Genomic DNA, 15,207 nt, shown 5'->3' with positions numbered 1-15,207 from the left:
CCACCGAGATCGACGACTCCGTCGCCTCCGACTCCTAACCCCTGACGCCGCAAAGACCCCTCCACGGGTTCTTGCCCCCTGGCGGCGCCGGCCACCGTCCTCGCGTGGCCGGCGCCGCCGTCACGGAGTACCTGCGGTATGGCGGTATTTACGGCATGGTGCGGCCTGCTGCACCACCCGTCGGTGGCAGCGAGACCTCGCCCGATCGATGGGGAGTCGATAGGCAAGGGCCAGAAACATCCGGCGGGAACAAGCGGATCGGAGAGAGAACGTGAAACGCGCGCTGAAGAATACGGTGCTCACCATCGTGGTCCTTGTGGGCTTGATGATTGCCTACGGTTTCGCGGTCGAGCCTCGTCTGATCCTTGACGAAGAGCGACACAGTGCAACTATCCCCGGGCTGGCCCCCGAGGCGGAGGGTACCGAGATCGCTGTCATCGCCGACCTTCAGGTCGGTATGTGGTTCGCGAACACGGGGATGATCGAACGCATCATCGAGAGAACGGTCGAGGAGGAGCCTGCGGCCCTGCTCATCGCTGGGGACTTCGTGTACAGCGAGGACCCCCCGAACCAGGAGAAAATCGATGAGGTCCTGCAATTGTTGGCACCGGCGCTGGAGGCCGGCATCCCTACCTTCGCGGTCCTAGGGAACCATGACTACCTCGTCAACGCCGCCGACCAGCTCGCTGACGCTCTGAGCGCACACGGGGTCACCGTGCTGCAGAACGCCTCGGCGCCGCTGGTCATCACAGGTGCGGACGGTACCGATGAGACGCTGCACATCGTCGGAGTCGGCCCGGCCTACCAGGGTCTCGCCGATGTCGAGAAGGCTTTGAGTACAGTCCCTGACGGGGCCCCGCGCCTGGTGATGATGCACAATCCCACAACTTTCCCGGCCCTCCCGGAGGGCAGCGCGCCTCTGGCGGTCGCCGGCCACACCCATTGCGGGCAGATCGCCGTCCCCGGCACTCCGCAGTGGTCATGGCTTGCCTGGACCACGAACGAGACCATGGTCGCCGACGGCTTCGCCCCCGAGAGTTTCGGTGCCGCGGGTAATTCCCTATTCGTCACCTGCGGCATCGGCTTCAGCAACCTGCCGATGCGGATCAGCGCCCCACCGCAACTCGTCCTCTTCGACCTGCAACCAGCCCCCGCCACCTGACCCTGTCCCCCCCCACCAGGGATGACCATGACCAGATAGCGACCAGCAGGAATCCATCGAACGAACGTCGACACAGGACCTCAGGAAAGGACGGTGCAGCATGGTGGCCATCGGCCTGATGGCGGATCCGGGACTACCCGAACACCTCACCCGAGAGATGGATACATCCCTTCAGGACGCGCTGAACAGGTGGAGCGGCTCGACGCGGTCCTGGGACGTCGACGTCAGCGAGCAGAAGCTCCCGCTGGAGGACGACGGAACCGTGCCTCTCATGGACCGGGCCGAGGACCTCAGGGAAGCCCATCACTGGGACCTGGTCGTCTACGTCACCGACCTTCCGAGAGTTCACGACCATCAGACCCTGCTGACCGAATCAAGCATCTCCTCGGGAGCGGCTCTTGTCTCCCTGCCGGCCCTCGGCGCATTGAGGGTCCGTCAAGCACTGCTCGAGGAACTGATCCGGACCATCAAACGCCTTGTCACCCGGATAGGAAGCCCGGATACCCCGGACGGGAGCACCGACGCCACACCACCTGACACGCAGGACGACACGAACACCGACAGGGCTTACAGGACGATCCAGGGCAAGCGCGGTGCAGGGCGCCTGCTGGCCGGCATGGTGCGCAGTAACCGTCCCGGCAGGCTCGTTGGATCCCTCTCCAGCGCCGCCGCTGCGGCCATGGCGACCGGCGCGTTCGGCATCTTCTACGCCTCGATCTGGAACATGGCCGATTCCTCGAGCACTCTGCGCCTGTCGATGATCAGCGTCCTGACGATCGGTGTTCTGACGACGTGGCTCATCGTCCACAACGGTCTGTGGTCCACCACCAGGACGAGCCCCAACGGCACCCCCGCCGGTCTGGACAACGCAGCGACCGTCGTCACCGTCCTGATCAGCGTCGCCGTGATGTACGCGGGACTCTATACCGCCGTGTTCCTCGGCTCGCTGGCTGTCATCCCCGGGCACTACATGCAAGCCCAACTGGGCCACCCCGTGTCGATCGTCGAGTACGCGAACCTCAGCTGGCTCTCCGCCTCCCTGGGCACCCTAGCCGGTGCCCTCGGTTCGAACTTCGACGGCGGCACCGCCGTCCAACGTGCGACCTACAGTGGCAGAGAACACCAACGACGCCAGTTCGAGAACAAGAAAACCAAATCCGACAGTGGGTGATATCCCAAGGGAACAACGATTACCCGCTGAGCAGACTTAATCCCCACCTACCACTGCCAGGAGACACACCGATGTCGAAAAACCCAACGAGCACCACGACCAGCAGCATGACCAGCGGCAGGACGAAACGCAGACAGCGGTTCGAGGTTGCAGCATCACTGTCCCTCGTCGCAATCCTCGGCCTCACGGGCTGCTACTCCGCGGCGGAAGAGGATTGGGACGCCATCGCCGTCGGCGAGGACGGAGTGGTTGGTTCGATAGAGCTGCGCAGCTTCCTCCTCGTCGCCCGGGACGAGGGCCAGCCTGGTCGACTCCTAGGGACACTGAACAACGAATCGGACGAAGCCGTGGAAGTCACCATCAGCGACGACGACGACGAAGTCCTCATCACAGTCCCTGCCGAAAGCCAGTACCCCCTCGACACCAACGAGGTCGTCTTCGACACCGTCGGCGACGCACCAGGGGCCAGAACCCCCATTACCGCCACCACCACCGAGGGGACAGAAGATTTGTCCATTCCGGTCGTGGACGGCACCCTCGAACGCTATGAGCCCTACCTTCCCGAGTAGCGCGACCAGGGCGACGCGGGCGAAACGCACACACGGGGCAGGACGGAGACGATGGGATGAAGAAGACCTCGCAGGTGCAGGTGCAGGATCAGGGCGAGGACGGCGGCGGGCAGAAGCTGTCCCTCGTGGGGTCGGTGGCTCTCGGTACAGGGGTGATGATCGGTGCCGGGATCTTCGCCCTCGTGGGTCAGGTCGCAGAGCTTGCCGGCGGGTACGTGCCCTGGGCGTTCCTCGCCGGAGCCGTCGTCGTCGCCTTCAGTTCCTACTCCTACATCCGCTACTCGGCTACCAATCCTTCATCGGGCGGAATCGCCATGCTCCTGAAAGCGGCTTACGGTCCGGGAATCATCGCCGGTTCCTTCTCGCTGTTCATGTACGTCTCCATGGTCCTCGCGGAGAGCCTCCTCGGCAGGACCTTCGGAACCTATGTACTCCGGCCCTTTGGCATGCAGGATTCCGTGATCTGGGTACCGGTCCTGGCGGTGCTCGCCATCGTGGCAGCAGCCCTGGTGAACCTCATCGGGAATCAGTGGGTGGAACGGTCCGCAACGATCACTGCAGCACTGAAGATCATCGGTATCGCGGTGCTCGCGATCGGCGGGATCCTCGCCGCAGGACTGGGCTCGCTCGGCACCCTATTCACACCATCGTCTCGCACACCGCCCGATGCCGGATGGCTGGGCTTCCTGGCAGGAGTCACCCTCTGCATCCTCGCCTACAAGGGTTTCACCACGATCACCAACCAGGGCGCCGACCTCCGCGAGCCCGAACGCACCATCAGCCGATCCATCATCATCGCGCTCAGCCTGTGCACGGTTCTCTACCTGCTCATCACCGTCGCGGTGACTGGAGCGCTCTCCGTACCCCAAATCATCGATGCCCGCGACTACGCCCTCGCCGAAGCAGCCCAGCCGTCCTTCGGATCCTGGGGCGTGACCCTGACCGTCGTCATTGCTGTCATCGCGACACTCTCGGGCCTCATCGCCAGCCTCTTCTCCGTGTCCAAGCTTTACGACATGCTGCGGGACATGGGGCAGGCACCCGGGCTCCCACACCACACCTCACACCAGTCCCTGCTCATCACCGCGGGCCTGGCCATCGTCACCGCCGCGTTCTTCGACCTTTCACAGATTGCATCCCTCGGCGCGATCCTCTACCTCGCCATGGACATCGCCATCCATTGGGGCGTCATCCGGCACCTGAAGGAAGACATCGAGGCGAAGCCGTGGATTCCTGGACTCGCCATCGTCCTGGACCTCGCCGTGCTCATACCCTTCCTGCTCATCACGGCCCGCTCCAACTCGACGACACTAATCATCACCACCGCCGTCGCACTGGCACTCATCACCATGCAATGGTTACTGGTCCGCCACCACAACCGGCGAAACATTGCCTGACGAGTACGAAATTTCGCGCTGTCATCCCAAACCTTTGGAACCTTCAGATGCTTTGAAGAACACGGTGTACGTGCACTACCCAGACTTCGGACTGCCTACAGGCGTTCTCATCAAAAGATTCCTTGACCGGACTGTCGTCAGGGTTAGGGAGGGACCGCAAAGTATCAGGCACAGCTGTTCGAGTGCACGGACAGCGCCTGGACCTGCATCGCTGGTCGGCTCCATGGCGATGATGGCCCCTGGGTGGGGGGTGCGGGATGTGCGTGCGGCGTCGCGGGGTCAGGCGGCGGGGTATTGCTCGCGGGTGAGGTAGGCAGCGAGGTGGGTGGCGTTGCGGGCGAGACCGGTGTTGGTGGATGCGACGGGATCGGGGACCTGGGCCAGGTCTTTGAAGTCGACGGTCTGCATGGCCTCGCCGACCCAGTAGGTGCCACCCTGCGCGGGGAGGGTGAAGCCGACGTCGTTGAGTCCCTGCATCATGTCGGCGATGGTTTTATGGGCGCCGTCCTCATTGCCGACGACGGCGACGGTCGCGACTTTCCCGTACATGCTGGGCCGGCCTTCATCATCGGTTTCGGACAGTTCGGCGTCCAAGCGTTCGAGCACCTGCTGGGCGACGCTGCAGGGGTGTCCCATCCAGATCGGGGTGGCCAGGACCAGGATGTCCGCGGCAAGGATTTGCTCCCGAATGATCGGCCACTGGTCTCCGTTGCTCATGTCGGTCTTGACACCGCGTTTGACGTCGTAGTCCACGACCCGCAGCGACGAGGTTCGCACCCCGTGGCCCTTGAACTCATCGAGGATGTGCTGGGCCATGAGTTCAGTGCTGGAGGGGTCCGGTGATGGGGTGAGGGTGCAGACAAGAGCGAGAGCGGACAGATCAGCCATGACAGGGTGTTCCTTTCGCCGGGACGATCAATCCCACACCGATGACACGGCGTGTTTTTCAGCTTATCGAATCTGCTGGTCGGGTGAGGAGCACCAGCAAGACGCTCACAAAGCTGAGTCCGAGGAGCTGGCTGAGACGTTGGCGGTATGCACCTGGGCGGGTCCGTTCATTTGTCAGCTTCCAGCGGCCATTGGTGCGGCCTCGGTGACTTCGATGTAGGCCTTTTCCTCACGTTCGGCAAAGTCGTCTTCATTCAGTTCGACTGCCAGATCCCCCTCGATCGCTTCGACACGGAACTCCTCGCGGACAACTCCGACGACCCCGACGGGTTGACCTGGGGTGAGCCCGGAAATCTCCTGCTCATGGACGATCAGCAGCGGCTCGATGACCACCTCGTCGATGTCGACTACGTCCGCGGCTTCCTGGTCGCTGTTGACTGCATCGACGATGGTGAAGACGTTCGGAGAGATGACTTCACCGACAATGGCGGCCACGGTGACTTCCTCACCCACGTAGAACTCCACGTCATCGTAGAACTCGCGGTCATACACTCCCGTGTAATCAGCGAACGAATCCTCGGACCCCGAGTCCTCACCCGCTACCCCGGCCTCCGGCGTCGTCTCGACGATAACAGGCAGTTCGTCCTCGGTAGTCGAGCATCCAGTGATGCCCCAGAGTGCGGCAGAGAGTACTACTCCGGTAGTGATCGTGCGAGTCAGCCTGCTGTCTTCGAAACGCATGATGTTCCTCGATCCTGAGGACCCGACTGCACCACTGTTCCTGCAGTCCCGTCCTCGATTGGTGTGAAGGTGTCCATCCACCTTGTCGACGACCGCACCCGCCGGTCAACCACATCCGACATGCGCTCCCCCGCGACGCTCGGCAGGACCACACGCTATAGGGCTGCCACAACCCCGGCCCACCCGGAATGCCTGAAGGTCGAGGGATTGGACCCGGAGATCGCGGACAGGTCACGATCCGTCGCGAACGTAACGCTGTCCCCGTGAGGAGGTCACAGCGCGATGTCGGTCATGTAACGGCGGTGGACCCGGAACGGTAAGGGTCCTTACGGTCGAAGAGACGTATACAGCCATACCCAACCACAGCGGGAAGGCGGCCACGTCACCGCTCGCCCGCTTGAAGGAGACACCATGACCACCCAGAAGCAGAACCTGTTCGCCCGGAAGTTCGCTCTCGCCGCGCTCCTGCCCTTCGCCGCCCTGAGTTTCGTCGGCTGCGCCGAGGAGACCGTCGTTCAGGAAGCCGAAGAGGCGGGACCCACCGCCGAAGCAGCCATCCTCGGCGAGACCGTCACCCTGCAGACCGAAGTTCAGGAAGTGGTCGGCCCCAATGTCTTCAGCGTCGGAGAAGACGAAACTCTCATCGTCGGCACCGGGCTGGGTGAAGAAGTCGAAGAAGGCGACAACGTCCAGGTGACGGGCACGGTAAGGAACTTCATCCTCACCGATCTGGAAGAAGAAGGATTCACCTTCGATGACGACGAGTCCACCTACGTCGTGGAATACGAGCAGGAACTCGTCGTCGTCGCCGACGACGTCGAGGACCTTCCCTAGTACCGCCCAACGACGTGCGGCCGACCTGAGGCCGGCCGCAATCTGACAGGGATGCGACGAAACGAGGCCTTGAGGCCCGAGTAGTTCACCGCCGTAGGCGTCGAAAGGCCCCGTTTCATGGTCCGATCTCTCTGCCCTCACAGGTTCTACGACACCGGCAGCCCTGCACGCCGACGGAACAACGTTGCACAGGAGGATGGGGTGGTGGCAGCACACCATCAAGCGGTATCCCCAGGATGCAGCCGACACCTGCTGTCTAGGAGGAGCTCCGCACCTTCAGCACCGAGGCGCGTAGCCAACCGCGCAACCTGATGGGTTGAGACTGGAAACCGTGCCGTCACTCTTGGAAGGGCCGACAGTCATGAACTTCCAGCACCTTATGGAAACCGTGGGTATAGCCGTCGACGCAGCCGGCGTCGCCGCAATCGTTATTGGCGCCATCGTGGCAACCCTCGTGGCCCTGAGCGGAGTGGTGCGACGGAACAACAGCAAGGACGGCGTCTACCATGCGTACCGCAGACGGCTCGGACGGTCCATCCTCCTCGGGCTTGAGCTACTCGTCGCAGCTGACATCATCCGAACGGTTGCTGTCACCCCGACCTTCACCTCGGTCGGCGTCCTGGCATTGCTTGTCCTCATCCGGACATTCCTCAGTTTCTCGCTCGAGCTCGAGATCACCGGACGGTGGCCATGGCAGAAGGAATCATCACCCGCACCCAACCGACCCGAGAGCGAGAACTCGGATCAGGGGCCCACAACGGAGCAGGAAAGGGGGACCGCGGTGACCAGGACGAACTGAGAGGGCAGTACAGCTCCGCCAGCACTACGATCCACGTCACCGTAAGACTTGAAAGCAATGCAGTGACGAGACCTGCGATGTGGTGCCCACAACCTCGGCAGCCAATAGACGTCGCTGCTGCGCATTGGAAGCACGGATCCCATAAACCCACGACACGGACCTGAAGGAGAAAAGCAATGGATGACACCCGCGCGATGCTCGACACGTACCCACAGGATCTCGGAGGTATTGACCGCGACAAGCTCGTTGAGTGTATCGAGGCCTGCTTCGCCTGCGCCCAGACCTGCACAGCCTGCGCGGACGCTTGTCTCGCCGAGAAGATGATCGCTGATCTGGCCAGCTGTATCCGGACAAATCTCGACTGTGCTGACATATGCGCCACAACGGGCAGGATCCTCTCCCGACGCACCGGATATGACGCGAACCTGACCCGCGCAGTACTCGAAGCATGCCACGCTGCATGCAAGGCCTGCGAGGAAACGTGCTCCGAGCATGCTTCCATGCACGAGCACTGCCGGATTTGCGCTGAAGCATGCCGGCGTTGCGAGCAAGCATGCGATGCGCTGCTGACGTCACTGGGCTAGGGGTCGTCAGTGTGGTTTGACTCGTGGGCGGACATTCTACGGGTGCTCATCGTTGGAGCGGTGTCCTATGCGACGCTCATAGGAGCTCTTCGTCTGTCCGGCAAGAGAACGCTGAGTCAGCTCAATGCCTTCGACTTCATTGTCACCGTGGCTCTTGGCTCGACCCTTGCGACAATCCTGCTTAGCTCCGATGTAGCTTACGCAGAGGGACTGACCGCCCTTGCCCTCCTGGCCGGGCTGCAGTTCGTCGTCGCATGGGTGTCCGCGCGCTGGCCGGGCGCCCGCAGCGCCATCACAGCTAAACCCACCGCCCTTGTGATCAACGGACGCCTAAAGTACGAGGAATTGCACCGTAATCGCTTGAGCGAATCAGAAGTCATGCAAGCGGTGCGGGGCACCGGTTCAGGCGATCTCTCGTCCATTGCCGCCGTCGTCCTGGAAACCAACGGAAAACTCAGCGTCATCCCCACCAGCAAACTCGGGAGCGGGTCCGCCATGAGTGGTATCACCGGTTACGCCGACACGGACCACTGATGGCCCCGCGCCGTCCGGAGTCACGACGGATGGATGACGCTCAAGGGACGACAACTAATGGATAAACCAACCGCGGTTCGGGAGGCCGGTCTTCGTCGCGCGGAAGTCATGGCGACACGCTTGGACAAGCCGATGGGCATCCTGGGCGTCATCTTCCTGTTCGTCGTGCTTGGGCAGATCCTCGCCACCAGTACAGGAACAGTCCTTACCTTCACCGTTCTGGGGTGGGTGTTCTGGGCAATTTTCGTCGCCGAATTCCTACTGCGGGCCTACATCGCCGGATTCAGCCCCGCGTTCTGGAAGAAGAACTGGTGGCAGGTCGTCTTCCTCCTGGTGCCCTTCCTTCGATTCTTCCGGGCACTACAGGCGTTGCGCTTTGTCCGGCTGGCCCGGTTCGCGCGGTTCGGGGGCATCGTCTCCGCAGGTGTGCGCGGATCGCGGTCCGCTAGCCGACTCTTGTCCAGTCGCATCGGGTGGCTGGTGGCCGTGACCGCGGTGGTCATTCTCGCCTCCAGTCAGCTGCTCTATGCCACCGGAACGCACGCTTCCTACGCTGACGCGCTCTTCGAATCAGCGATGGCGACAATTACCGGTAGCGGCCTGACACCAACAACACCCTTCGCACGCATCCTGCAGGTGCTGCTCGCCGTCTACTCGGTGGCGGTGTTCGCCACGCTCGCTGGATCACTCGGTGCCTTCTTCCTGCGCGACACCAACCAGGCCTCTGGGGAACCGCGTTAACGTCGAGGAGGTGCCACTCTGATCGGGTGGCACCTCCTTCAGGCGTCCGCCCCTGAGGCTCACCTGGTTGAGTTCAGCGTCCAAGCTGGTGATCAATCCCTGCCTGATCGACTTTGCGGTGGAAGCTCATGCCGGCCTTGCCGCCGAGGACCGCACCGATCAGTGGGATGAGGATTGCGATCGCGAGGGCGACCAGGCCGCTAGCCGTAAGTGCGCTGCCGTCCACGGGGATGCTCGGAGCGCCGTTGAGGTTGGACAGCACATTGAACTGGTCGCCAGCCACCGCAGCGAGGATCGCAAGGACGATCGCGATGATGATGCCCCACAGCCATACGGCCACGCCCTGCTTCACGCCGTCGAACCGCGCCATGCGGCCGGCGACATAGCCGCCACAGTAGTAGGCGACGAAGAGGATGATCGCCAGGACGATCCCGCTGACTACGCCGATGGTCTGTGCGTTCTGCTGTGCCTGGTTCGCGGCGTCATTCGCACTGCTCGTATTAGCTGCCCCGACGCCGACGCCGATCGCCGCGGCGAGAGCACTGAGGATCACGGTCAAACCGATTGCGGTCAGCCAGCCGAAGAACGCCGACCCGAACTTAATGCCACCGAAGCGATCCCTCTCGGCGGCTACGACGTCGTTACGCCGGCTTTTCGGGGTGCTCGCACCCGATGAGTCTCCTTGTGCCACGATGTGCTCCTTAAGGTGAGGTTTGATCCGTGCTCGAGCCGTTGTCGGCCCTCTCGTCATTCCGGCCGTCCTCAAAGCAGCGTTCGCATCTGATACTTGACGATTCGCAAATATCAGTATGCTTACAACTCTCGCAGGCACTGCTTGCAGCACGCAACGAACGTATGTTGATCGTTATCTCCAGAACCGCAACGGCGCCGACCAGTCGCACCTTCGCGGGCAGAACAGCCAGTAGCGAATGCGAACGTACCGCTACGCAACACCCGGAATCTGCTGGCCCTCATTGATGACCTGGAGCAACGGGGGGTGCACTTCCGCAGCGTCACCGAAGGCATCAGCAGAACCGGGCCGATGGGTCGGGCGATGCTGACTGTCATGTCCGCGTTCGCGCAGCTGGAGCGGGACCAGCTCGCTGAGCGGACTAGGGCCGGCATGGCGGTGGCCGAGTACGGGCGGAAAGCTGGCCGGCGGGAAGTAACTGCAGATCATGCAAAAGGTCAGGCGAGCGCGGGACCTCAAAGGGCACAGTCTTGCTCCAGCCGATATCGGGAAGATCATTGGCGCCAGTCGGGCGACGGTGTACCGCTATCTCAGCTTAGGAGTGAACGAGGTGTCCTGATTCGTGGACAGACCGGACCGAGCTTTTTCCTAGCCACTACTGCCGGGGCGGTGCGTTGACCGTCGGAGACAGTCGATCCTTCGTGGAGGTCCGCTGCTAGTGCAGGGCGTCATTGAGCTGGTGCAGCCAGGACTGGAAGTGTTCCGGTCCGTTGAAGTGGGCACCGGTGATGTTGTTGATTGACGGCGCCATGTCGGGGCCGTCGACGACAAGCGCGTACCCGCCTGCTGCGGTTGCTGTCTCGAAGGCTGGTAGGTCTCCTCGGTCATCGCCTGCGTACGCGACTGTCTGGAGGGCTTGGGTGCTGATGATTTTTTGAAGAGCGGTGCCCTTGTCCTGATCCAGGGGCATTCGGAGCTCCTCCACGAATTTGCCGGGCTCGTGGCGCAACCCGTATGTGTCGATCACACCCTGCATGAGTGGGGCGATGAGCTTCATAGCTCTGTCCTGGTCCGGCGCGAGCCGCCAGTGCACGGCCACTGCGAGGGACTTTTCTTCGACGGTTACACCTTCGACACCTTCCAGCTCCTGGTGCAGCACTCGGGTGGCTTCCTCAACAACGGTCATCTACGGCCGGGCTTCCGGTACGACCTGGATGCCGTTCTCGGTAACGCTCTCCAGCCCGTAGGAACCGTAAAGTTCCACCCCGGGGATGCTTGCTCGCTCAGTGAGGAACGCGGCAGGCCGCCCCGAGAGGAGGGCGACGACCGAGAGCTTAGTGGCCAGAGCAGCGAGTATCTTCTCGGTGCCTGGCAGGAGCTCGCTGGCACCCGGATTGTCGGTGATCCGCGAGAGAACCCCGTCGAAGTCCATGATCAACCCAGCTTGCTCGCTTGTGGTCAGGGCTTGCATCACTGCGGTCGCTGCGTCCATATCTTCACCCTAGACCGCGCGCACGACGGACCAACCGGCGACGAAACATTCGAACGACCAGTGATTGGTTCACCCACAGGTGGACGGCCTTGAGCTCCACCCCTCGGGCTCCACCCGCCCGCAGGTGGATGACCTCTACCAGCAGGAGCTGAAGTCGGGTGAGACCGCCCCGCCACTCGGGGAAACTGCGCCCGTCCACCGCTCACCCGAGGTGACCTCTCGCATTGGTGACGTGGTGGGGGTGTGCAGGCGGGCCACTGGCTCCTGCTGTCCACGTGTGTGCGGGACAAGCAGCGAAACGAGGGGAAGCTTGTGCCGTGCCCATGTGGTCAGGAGACCACGACTGCTGTGCCCGAAAAGGACGCGGCGAGACGAGTTCACAAGACATGGGCTACCCCATCAATACGCAGTGATAGATGCCGCTCGAGAAGTCACGACTGACCATGCCACGGTGAAGCGAGTACAGGATCTTAGCGCCTAGGGGCTTGCTCCGGCGGACATCGGGAAGCTCATCGGTGCCAGCCGGGCGACGGTGGACCGCTACCTCAGCATGGGAATCACCGACGCATCCTGATACGACACAGCCGGACCGGCGACATCCTGCTCGTCGTCGCCGGTTCGGCGCACAATCCGTGCAACGCGAAGACCCTCACCCCGCGCTATGAAGCAACGAACTCGCCGAGCGCGGCCAGGAGGCGGTCGACGTCATCGTCGTTGTTGTACGGCGCCAAACCGATCCGCAGGGCTGCGCTGTCCTCGAGGTCGAGACGACGGAAGGCTTCGTACGCGTAGAACGAGCCGGCCGGCGCGAGAATGTTCCGTTCCGCAAGGAACCGGTAGGCGTCCGTGGAGGACCGGCCCGGGAACGTCACCAGCAGTGTCGGTGTCCGATCCTGGGCTTTTGAGTGCAGCGTGACGGCGTCACCCAGTTCGGCCAGCCCTGCCTCGATCCGGGAGCGCAACGCGAGCTCGTATTCATCGACCATGTGAGCGGATGAGAGAAGGTGCGCACGGCGGCCGGTTGCGGCGCCGGGGGCGATCCCGGCGAGGAACTCCACGGCCGCCGTGGCTCCGGCCATGATCTCGTACGGGAGGGTACCGAACTCGAACCGCTCAGGAACCTCGTTCGTGGACGGCAGCAACTTGTCCGGCTGCAGTGACTCCAGCAGATCCGGGTCGGCCACGAGAACACCGCAATGAGGCCCGAGGAATTTGTAGGGCGAACAGGCGAAGAAGTCGGCTCCCAACGCCTTCACGTCGACCGCCGCATGAGCGGTGTAGTGCACCCCGTCCACATAGACCAGCGCGCCGACCGTGTGAGCGGCATCGGCGATGCGGCGCACCGGCGGTTTGGTGCCGAGCAGGTTCGACGCGGCGGTGATCGCTACCAGCTTCGTGCGCTCGGTGATCGCGGCTGCGACGGACGCTTCGTCGATCTCCGTGGTGTCCGGGTCGAAATCGATCCAGCGCACAGTGGCGCCGACCGCTGCGGCTGCTTGCAGCCAGGGGCGGATATTGGAGTCATGATCCAGGCGTGACACTACAACCTCATCACCCGGCTGCCAGGTCTTGGCGAGGTGGCGGGAGAAGTCATAGGCGAGCTGCGTTGCGCTTCGCCCATAGACGACACCGCGAGGATGTGCCCCCAGCAGGTCAGCCATCGCCACGCGGAATGCGCCGACCGCCGATTCGGCGTTGTTCTCCGAGCCCATACCGAAGCCGCGGTTGGACAGCGGCCCGGTGATGGCGTCGGCTATCGCAGCTCCCACGACGGTGGGGGCCTGGGTTCCGCCGGGGCCGTCGAAATACGCGGTGCCGGTGAGCAGGGCGGGGAAGTGCGCGCGGAAGGCTGCGATGTCCAGGGTCATGTCGTTACTTTCTCAGGTGGGGGTCGATCCGGACAACGGCGCGGGCGAGAGCCGTCGTGGATCAGCTCAAGAGGTTTGCTCTGATCGCGATGAGGGTCAGGTCGAGGAGCGGAGTGGGTTGCTGCAGCGCCTTGGCCCGGAGTGCGTAGTCGCCGAGGATGTGGTCGACCTCTGAAGGCAGTCCTGCGGTGAGGTCCCGGTACAGCGATGTGGTGAAGGACGATCCGGGTTCGGTCAGGAGCGCCACTGCCTGTCGGTGCGCCGGACCCGACACGGGGTGCCCGGCCCGTGTGGCGACGGCCTCGAGTTCGTCGATCGCCGCGCGTATCGCGCCTTCGCCGCCGGCATCAAGGATGCGGCCCACGGGAGCATGGAACAGGCAGTTGATGACGCTGGCAGCGGCGATGAACGCCCATTTGTCCCACAGCGCGCCCACCACGTCATCGGCGACCGAGAAGTCGATGCCCGGGATGTCAAGGGCGTTCCGGATATCGTCCGCGACCGGAGCGTCTGTCAGGGAGCCCACCGTGAGTGAGCTCATCGGCGTCTTCTGGTGGACGATGTCTCCGTCGAGGGTCGCCACGATGCGGGCCAGACCGCCCAGTACCTGTCCCGGGTACGCCGCCTGGAGCTGGTCGATGTGCGCCATGCCGTTGAGGATCGGGAGGATGCGCGTGTTCGCGTCGATGAACGGGTGGACGTCGATGACTGCGGAGGAGAAGGCTGTCGCCTTGACCGTGATGAGCACGAGATCGAAGACGGGCGCCGTGTCGGCGGTTGTGAGGACCTGCACTGGGTGAGTTCGGTCGGCATCAGGGGACACGAATCGCAATCCGTCGCGGCGCAAGGCTTCTGCTTTCCGTTCACGGACGAGATAGGTGACGTCCCGCCCTGCTTCCTGCAGCAAGGTTCCGAAGGCGCCTCCTGTGGCTCCGGCCCCTACGACGAGTATCCGCACAACAACTCCTTCTCCTTGATGACGAACAACATGATGAACACCTCACCATGATCTGCACGGCGAGTGTCCGTCCTGACTGTGACCGATCGGTGTCGCTTATGTCCTATGACGAGGAGAACAATCCCAGCCGAGCACGAGGTTCAGACCCGCCGTCGCATCGCGAACGAGCTGTGGGCGTGGTTCGGTAACCCGTACATCGGGCGAACGACCGTCAGTCCCTCTTCAGATCCTCAGCAAGCATCACCAGGATGCCGCTCGGGCCACGCACGTACGTGAGCTTGTAGACATCTCGATATGTCGCCACACCCCGAAGCGGATGGCAGCCGTGCCGCGCAGCTACCTCGAGCGCTGCGTCGATGTCATCCACGGAGAACGCGATGCGGTGCATGCCGATCTCGTTGGGAAGGGTTGGGTTCGTCTCGATCGCGTCGGGGTGAAGGTACTCGAAAAGCTCGAGCTGACCGTGACCATCCGGCGTTCTGAGTACGGCGATCTTGGCGTGGTTGCCGTCGAGGCCGACGGCGGTATCGGCCCAGTCGCCGCTGATCGTGTCGCGGCCAACGACCTCGAGGCCCAGATCGGTGAAGAACGCGATCGTCGCGTCGATGTCGCGGACGGCGATACCGACGTTCTCCAATTTGATCGTCATGCTTCGCATGCTACCGACAGGCGCACTGGCCTGCAGGGCAGTTTCTCGCCCTGCCCGTCGGCCGATCGGCGACGAGGGGTTCAAGCACGGTCATCCAGGCCGGATGCTTGTCGGTGTTGCGGGCGCGCA

16 protein-coding genes and 1 pseudogene are annotated in these 15,207 nt (G+C 63.1%); 10 read left to right on the top strand and 7 right to left on the bottom strand.

Annotated features, from left to right (window positions below):
- Positions 1-271 precede the first annotated feature (271 nt).
- The 4 genes from AC4D2F_RS10620 (at position 272) to AC4D2F_RS10605 (ending at position 4,299) form a co-directional block, all read left to right on the top strand.
- Complete coding sequence (locus AC4D2F_RS10620; protein ID WP_490910491.1) at positions 272-1,162, top strand: metallophosphoesterase; 891 nt, start codon at positions 272-274, stop codon at positions 1,160-1,162.
- A 100-nt stretch (positions 1,163-1,262) separates the two neighbouring features.
- Positions 1,263-2,333 (top strand): hypothetical protein, encoded by a 1,071-nt coding sequence (locus AC4D2F_RS10615; protein WP_490910490.1) that lies wholly within the window; start codon positions 1,263-1,265, stop codon positions 2,331-2,333.
- A 71-nt stretch (positions 2,334-2,404) separates the two neighbouring features.
- Entirely contained in the window at positions 2,405-2,902 is a 498-nt protein-coding gene (locus AC4D2F_RS10610) for a hypothetical protein (protein WP_490910489.1), read from the top strand.
- A 56-nt stretch (positions 2,903-2,958) separates the two neighbouring features.
- Entirely contained in the window at positions 2,959-4,299 is a 1,341-nt protein-coding gene (locus AC4D2F_RS10605; protein WP_490910488.1) for an APC family permease, read from the top strand.
- A gap of 279 nt (positions 4,300-4,578) precedes the next feature.
- Here AC4D2F_RS10605 and AC4D2F_RS10600 read toward each other — a convergent pair whose 3' ends face one another.
- Positions 4,579-5,187 (bottom strand): flavodoxin family protein, encoded by a 609-nt coding sequence (locus AC4D2F_RS10600; protein ID WP_490910487.1) that lies wholly within the window; start codon positions 5,185-5,187, stop codon positions 4,579-4,581.
- 174 nt (positions 5,188-5,361) lie between these two features.
- A complete protein-coding gene (locus tag AC4D2F_RS10595; protein ID WP_490910486.1) occupies positions 5,362-5,928 on the bottom strand; it encodes a hypothetical protein in 567 nt (188 codons plus the stop codon).
- Positions 5,929-6,339: 411 nt separating this feature from the next.
- Between AC4D2F_RS10595 and AC4D2F_RS10590 the strand changes: the two genes are divergently transcribed.
- The 5 genes from AC4D2F_RS10590 (at position 6,340) to AC4D2F_RS10570 (ending at position 9,420) form a co-directional block, all read left to right on the top strand.
- Positions 6,340-6,762, top strand: coding sequence for a hypothetical protein (locus tag AC4D2F_RS10590; protein ID WP_490910485.1), 423 nt, complete (start codon positions 6,340-6,342; stop codon positions 6,760-6,762).
- 361 nt (positions 6,763-7,123) lie between these two features.
- Entirely contained in the window at positions 7,124-7,561 is a 438-nt protein-coding gene (locus AC4D2F_RS10585; protein WP_490910484.1) for a DUF1622 domain-containing protein, read from the top strand.
- Between the two features lie 176 nt (positions 7,562-7,737).
- The gene (locus tag AC4D2F_RS10580) at positions 7,738-8,145 is read left to right on the top strand and encodes a four-helix bundle copper-binding protein (protein ID WP_490910483.1); all 408 of its coding nucleotides are present in this window, start codon (positions 7,738-7,740) and stop codon (positions 8,143-8,145) included.
- A 42-nt stretch (positions 8,146-8,187) separates the two neighbouring features.
- On the top strand, positions 8,188-8,679 hold the full coding sequence (locus AC4D2F_RS10575; RefSeq protein ID WP_490910482.1) for a DUF421 domain-containing protein: 492 nt from the start codon (positions 8,188-8,190) through the stop codon (positions 8,677-8,679).
- Between the two features lie 57 nt (positions 8,680-8,736).
- A complete protein-coding gene (locus AC4D2F_RS10570) occupies positions 8,737-9,420 on the top strand; it encodes a hypothetical protein (protein WP_490910481.1) in 684 nt (227 codons plus the stop codon).
- Positions 9,421-9,493: 73 nt separating this feature from the next.
- On the opposite strand, the gene AC4D2F_RS10565 is transcribed toward AC4D2F_RS10570, so the two are convergent.
- Positions 9,494-10,111 (bottom strand): hypothetical protein, encoded by a 618-nt coding sequence (locus AC4D2F_RS10565; RefSeq protein ID WP_490910480.1) that lies wholly within the window; start codon positions 10,109-10,111, stop codon positions 9,494-9,496.
- A gap of 306 nt (positions 10,112-10,417) precedes the next feature.
- Between AC4D2F_RS10565 and AC4D2F_RS10560 the strand changes: the two genes are divergently transcribed.
- Entirely contained in the window at positions 10,418-10,789 is a 372-nt protein-coding gene (locus tag AC4D2F_RS10560; RefSeq protein WP_490910479.1) for a recombinase family protein, read from the top strand.
- Positions 10,790-10,826: 37 nt separating this feature from the next.
- On the opposite strand, the pseudogene otsB reads toward AC4D2F_RS10560, so the two are convergent.
- From otsB to AC4D2F_RS10540, 4 genes and pseudogenes are all read right to left on the bottom strand, one after another.
- Positions 10,827-11,543, bottom strand: a pseudogene (otsB, locus tag AC4D2F_RS10555) (trehalose-phosphatase).
- 719 nt (positions 11,544-12,262) lie between these two features.
- Positions 12,263-13,471: a cysteine desulfurase-like protein gene (locus AC4D2F_RS10550; RefSeq protein ID WP_490910478.1), complete on the bottom strand. Its 1,209-nt coding sequence runs from the start codon at positions 13,469-13,471 to the stop codon at positions 12,263-12,265.
- Positions 13,472-13,532: 61 nt separating this feature from the next.
- A complete protein-coding gene (locus tag AC4D2F_RS10545; RefSeq protein ID WP_490910477.1) occupies positions 13,533-14,429 on the bottom strand; it encodes a ketopantoate reductase family protein in 897 nt (298 codons plus the stop codon).
- A gap of 211 nt (positions 14,430-14,640) precedes the next feature.
- Complete coding sequence (locus tag AC4D2F_RS10540) at positions 14,641-15,078, bottom strand: VOC family protein (RefSeq protein ID WP_104167577.1); 438 nt, start codon at positions 15,076-15,078, stop codon at positions 14,641-14,643.
- Positions 15,079-15,207: the final 129 nt, after the last annotated feature.

This window comes from Arthrobacter sp. TJ-263, from assembly GCF_058269155.1.
Note: the sequence above shows the minus strand (reverse complement) of the source record. Positions and strands in the feature narration are given on the sequence as shown.

Coding starts and splice junctions, on each gene's coding strand:
- AC4D2F_RS10615 (WP_490910490.1), top strand. CDS start 1,263: ATGGTGGCCATCGGCCTGATGGCGGATCCGGGACTACCCGAACACCTC.
- AC4D2F_RS10610 (WP_490910489.1), top strand. CDS start 2,405: ATGTCGAAAAACCCAACGAGCACCACGACCAGCAGCATGACCAGCGGC.
- AC4D2F_RS10605 (WP_490910488.1), top strand. CDS start 2,959: ATGAAGAAGACCTCGCAGGTGCAGGTGCAGGATCAGGGCGAGGACGGC.
- AC4D2F_RS10600 (WP_490910487.1), bottom strand. CDS start 5,187: ATGGCTGATCTGTCCGCTCTCGCTCTTGTCTGCACCCTCACCCCATCA.
- AC4D2F_RS10595 (WP_490910486.1), bottom strand. CDS start 5,928: ATGCGTTTCGAAGACAGCAGGCTGACTCGCACGATCACTACCGGAGTA.
- AC4D2F_RS10590 (WP_490910485.1), top strand. CDS start 6,340: ATGACCACCCAGAAGCAGAACCTGTTCGCCCGGAAGTTCGCTCTCGCC.
- AC4D2F_RS10585 (WP_490910484.1), top strand. CDS start 7,124: ATGAACTTCCAGCACCTTATGGAAACCGTGGGTATAGCCGTCGACGCA.
- AC4D2F_RS10580 (WP_490910483.1), top strand. CDS start 7,738: ATGGATGACACCCGCGCGATGCTCGACACGTACCCACAGGATCTCGGA.
- AC4D2F_RS10570 (WP_490910481.1), top strand. CDS start 8,737: ATGGATAAACCAACCGCGGTTCGGGAGGCCGGTCTTCGTCGCGCGGAA.
- AC4D2F_RS10550 (WP_490910478.1), bottom strand. CDS start 13,471: ATGACCCTGGACATCGCAGCCTTCCGCGCGCACTTCCCCGCCCTGCTC.
- AC4D2F_RS10540 (WP_104167577.1), bottom strand. CDS start 15,078: ATGACGATCAAATTGGAGAACGTCGGTATCGCCGTCCGCGACATCGAC.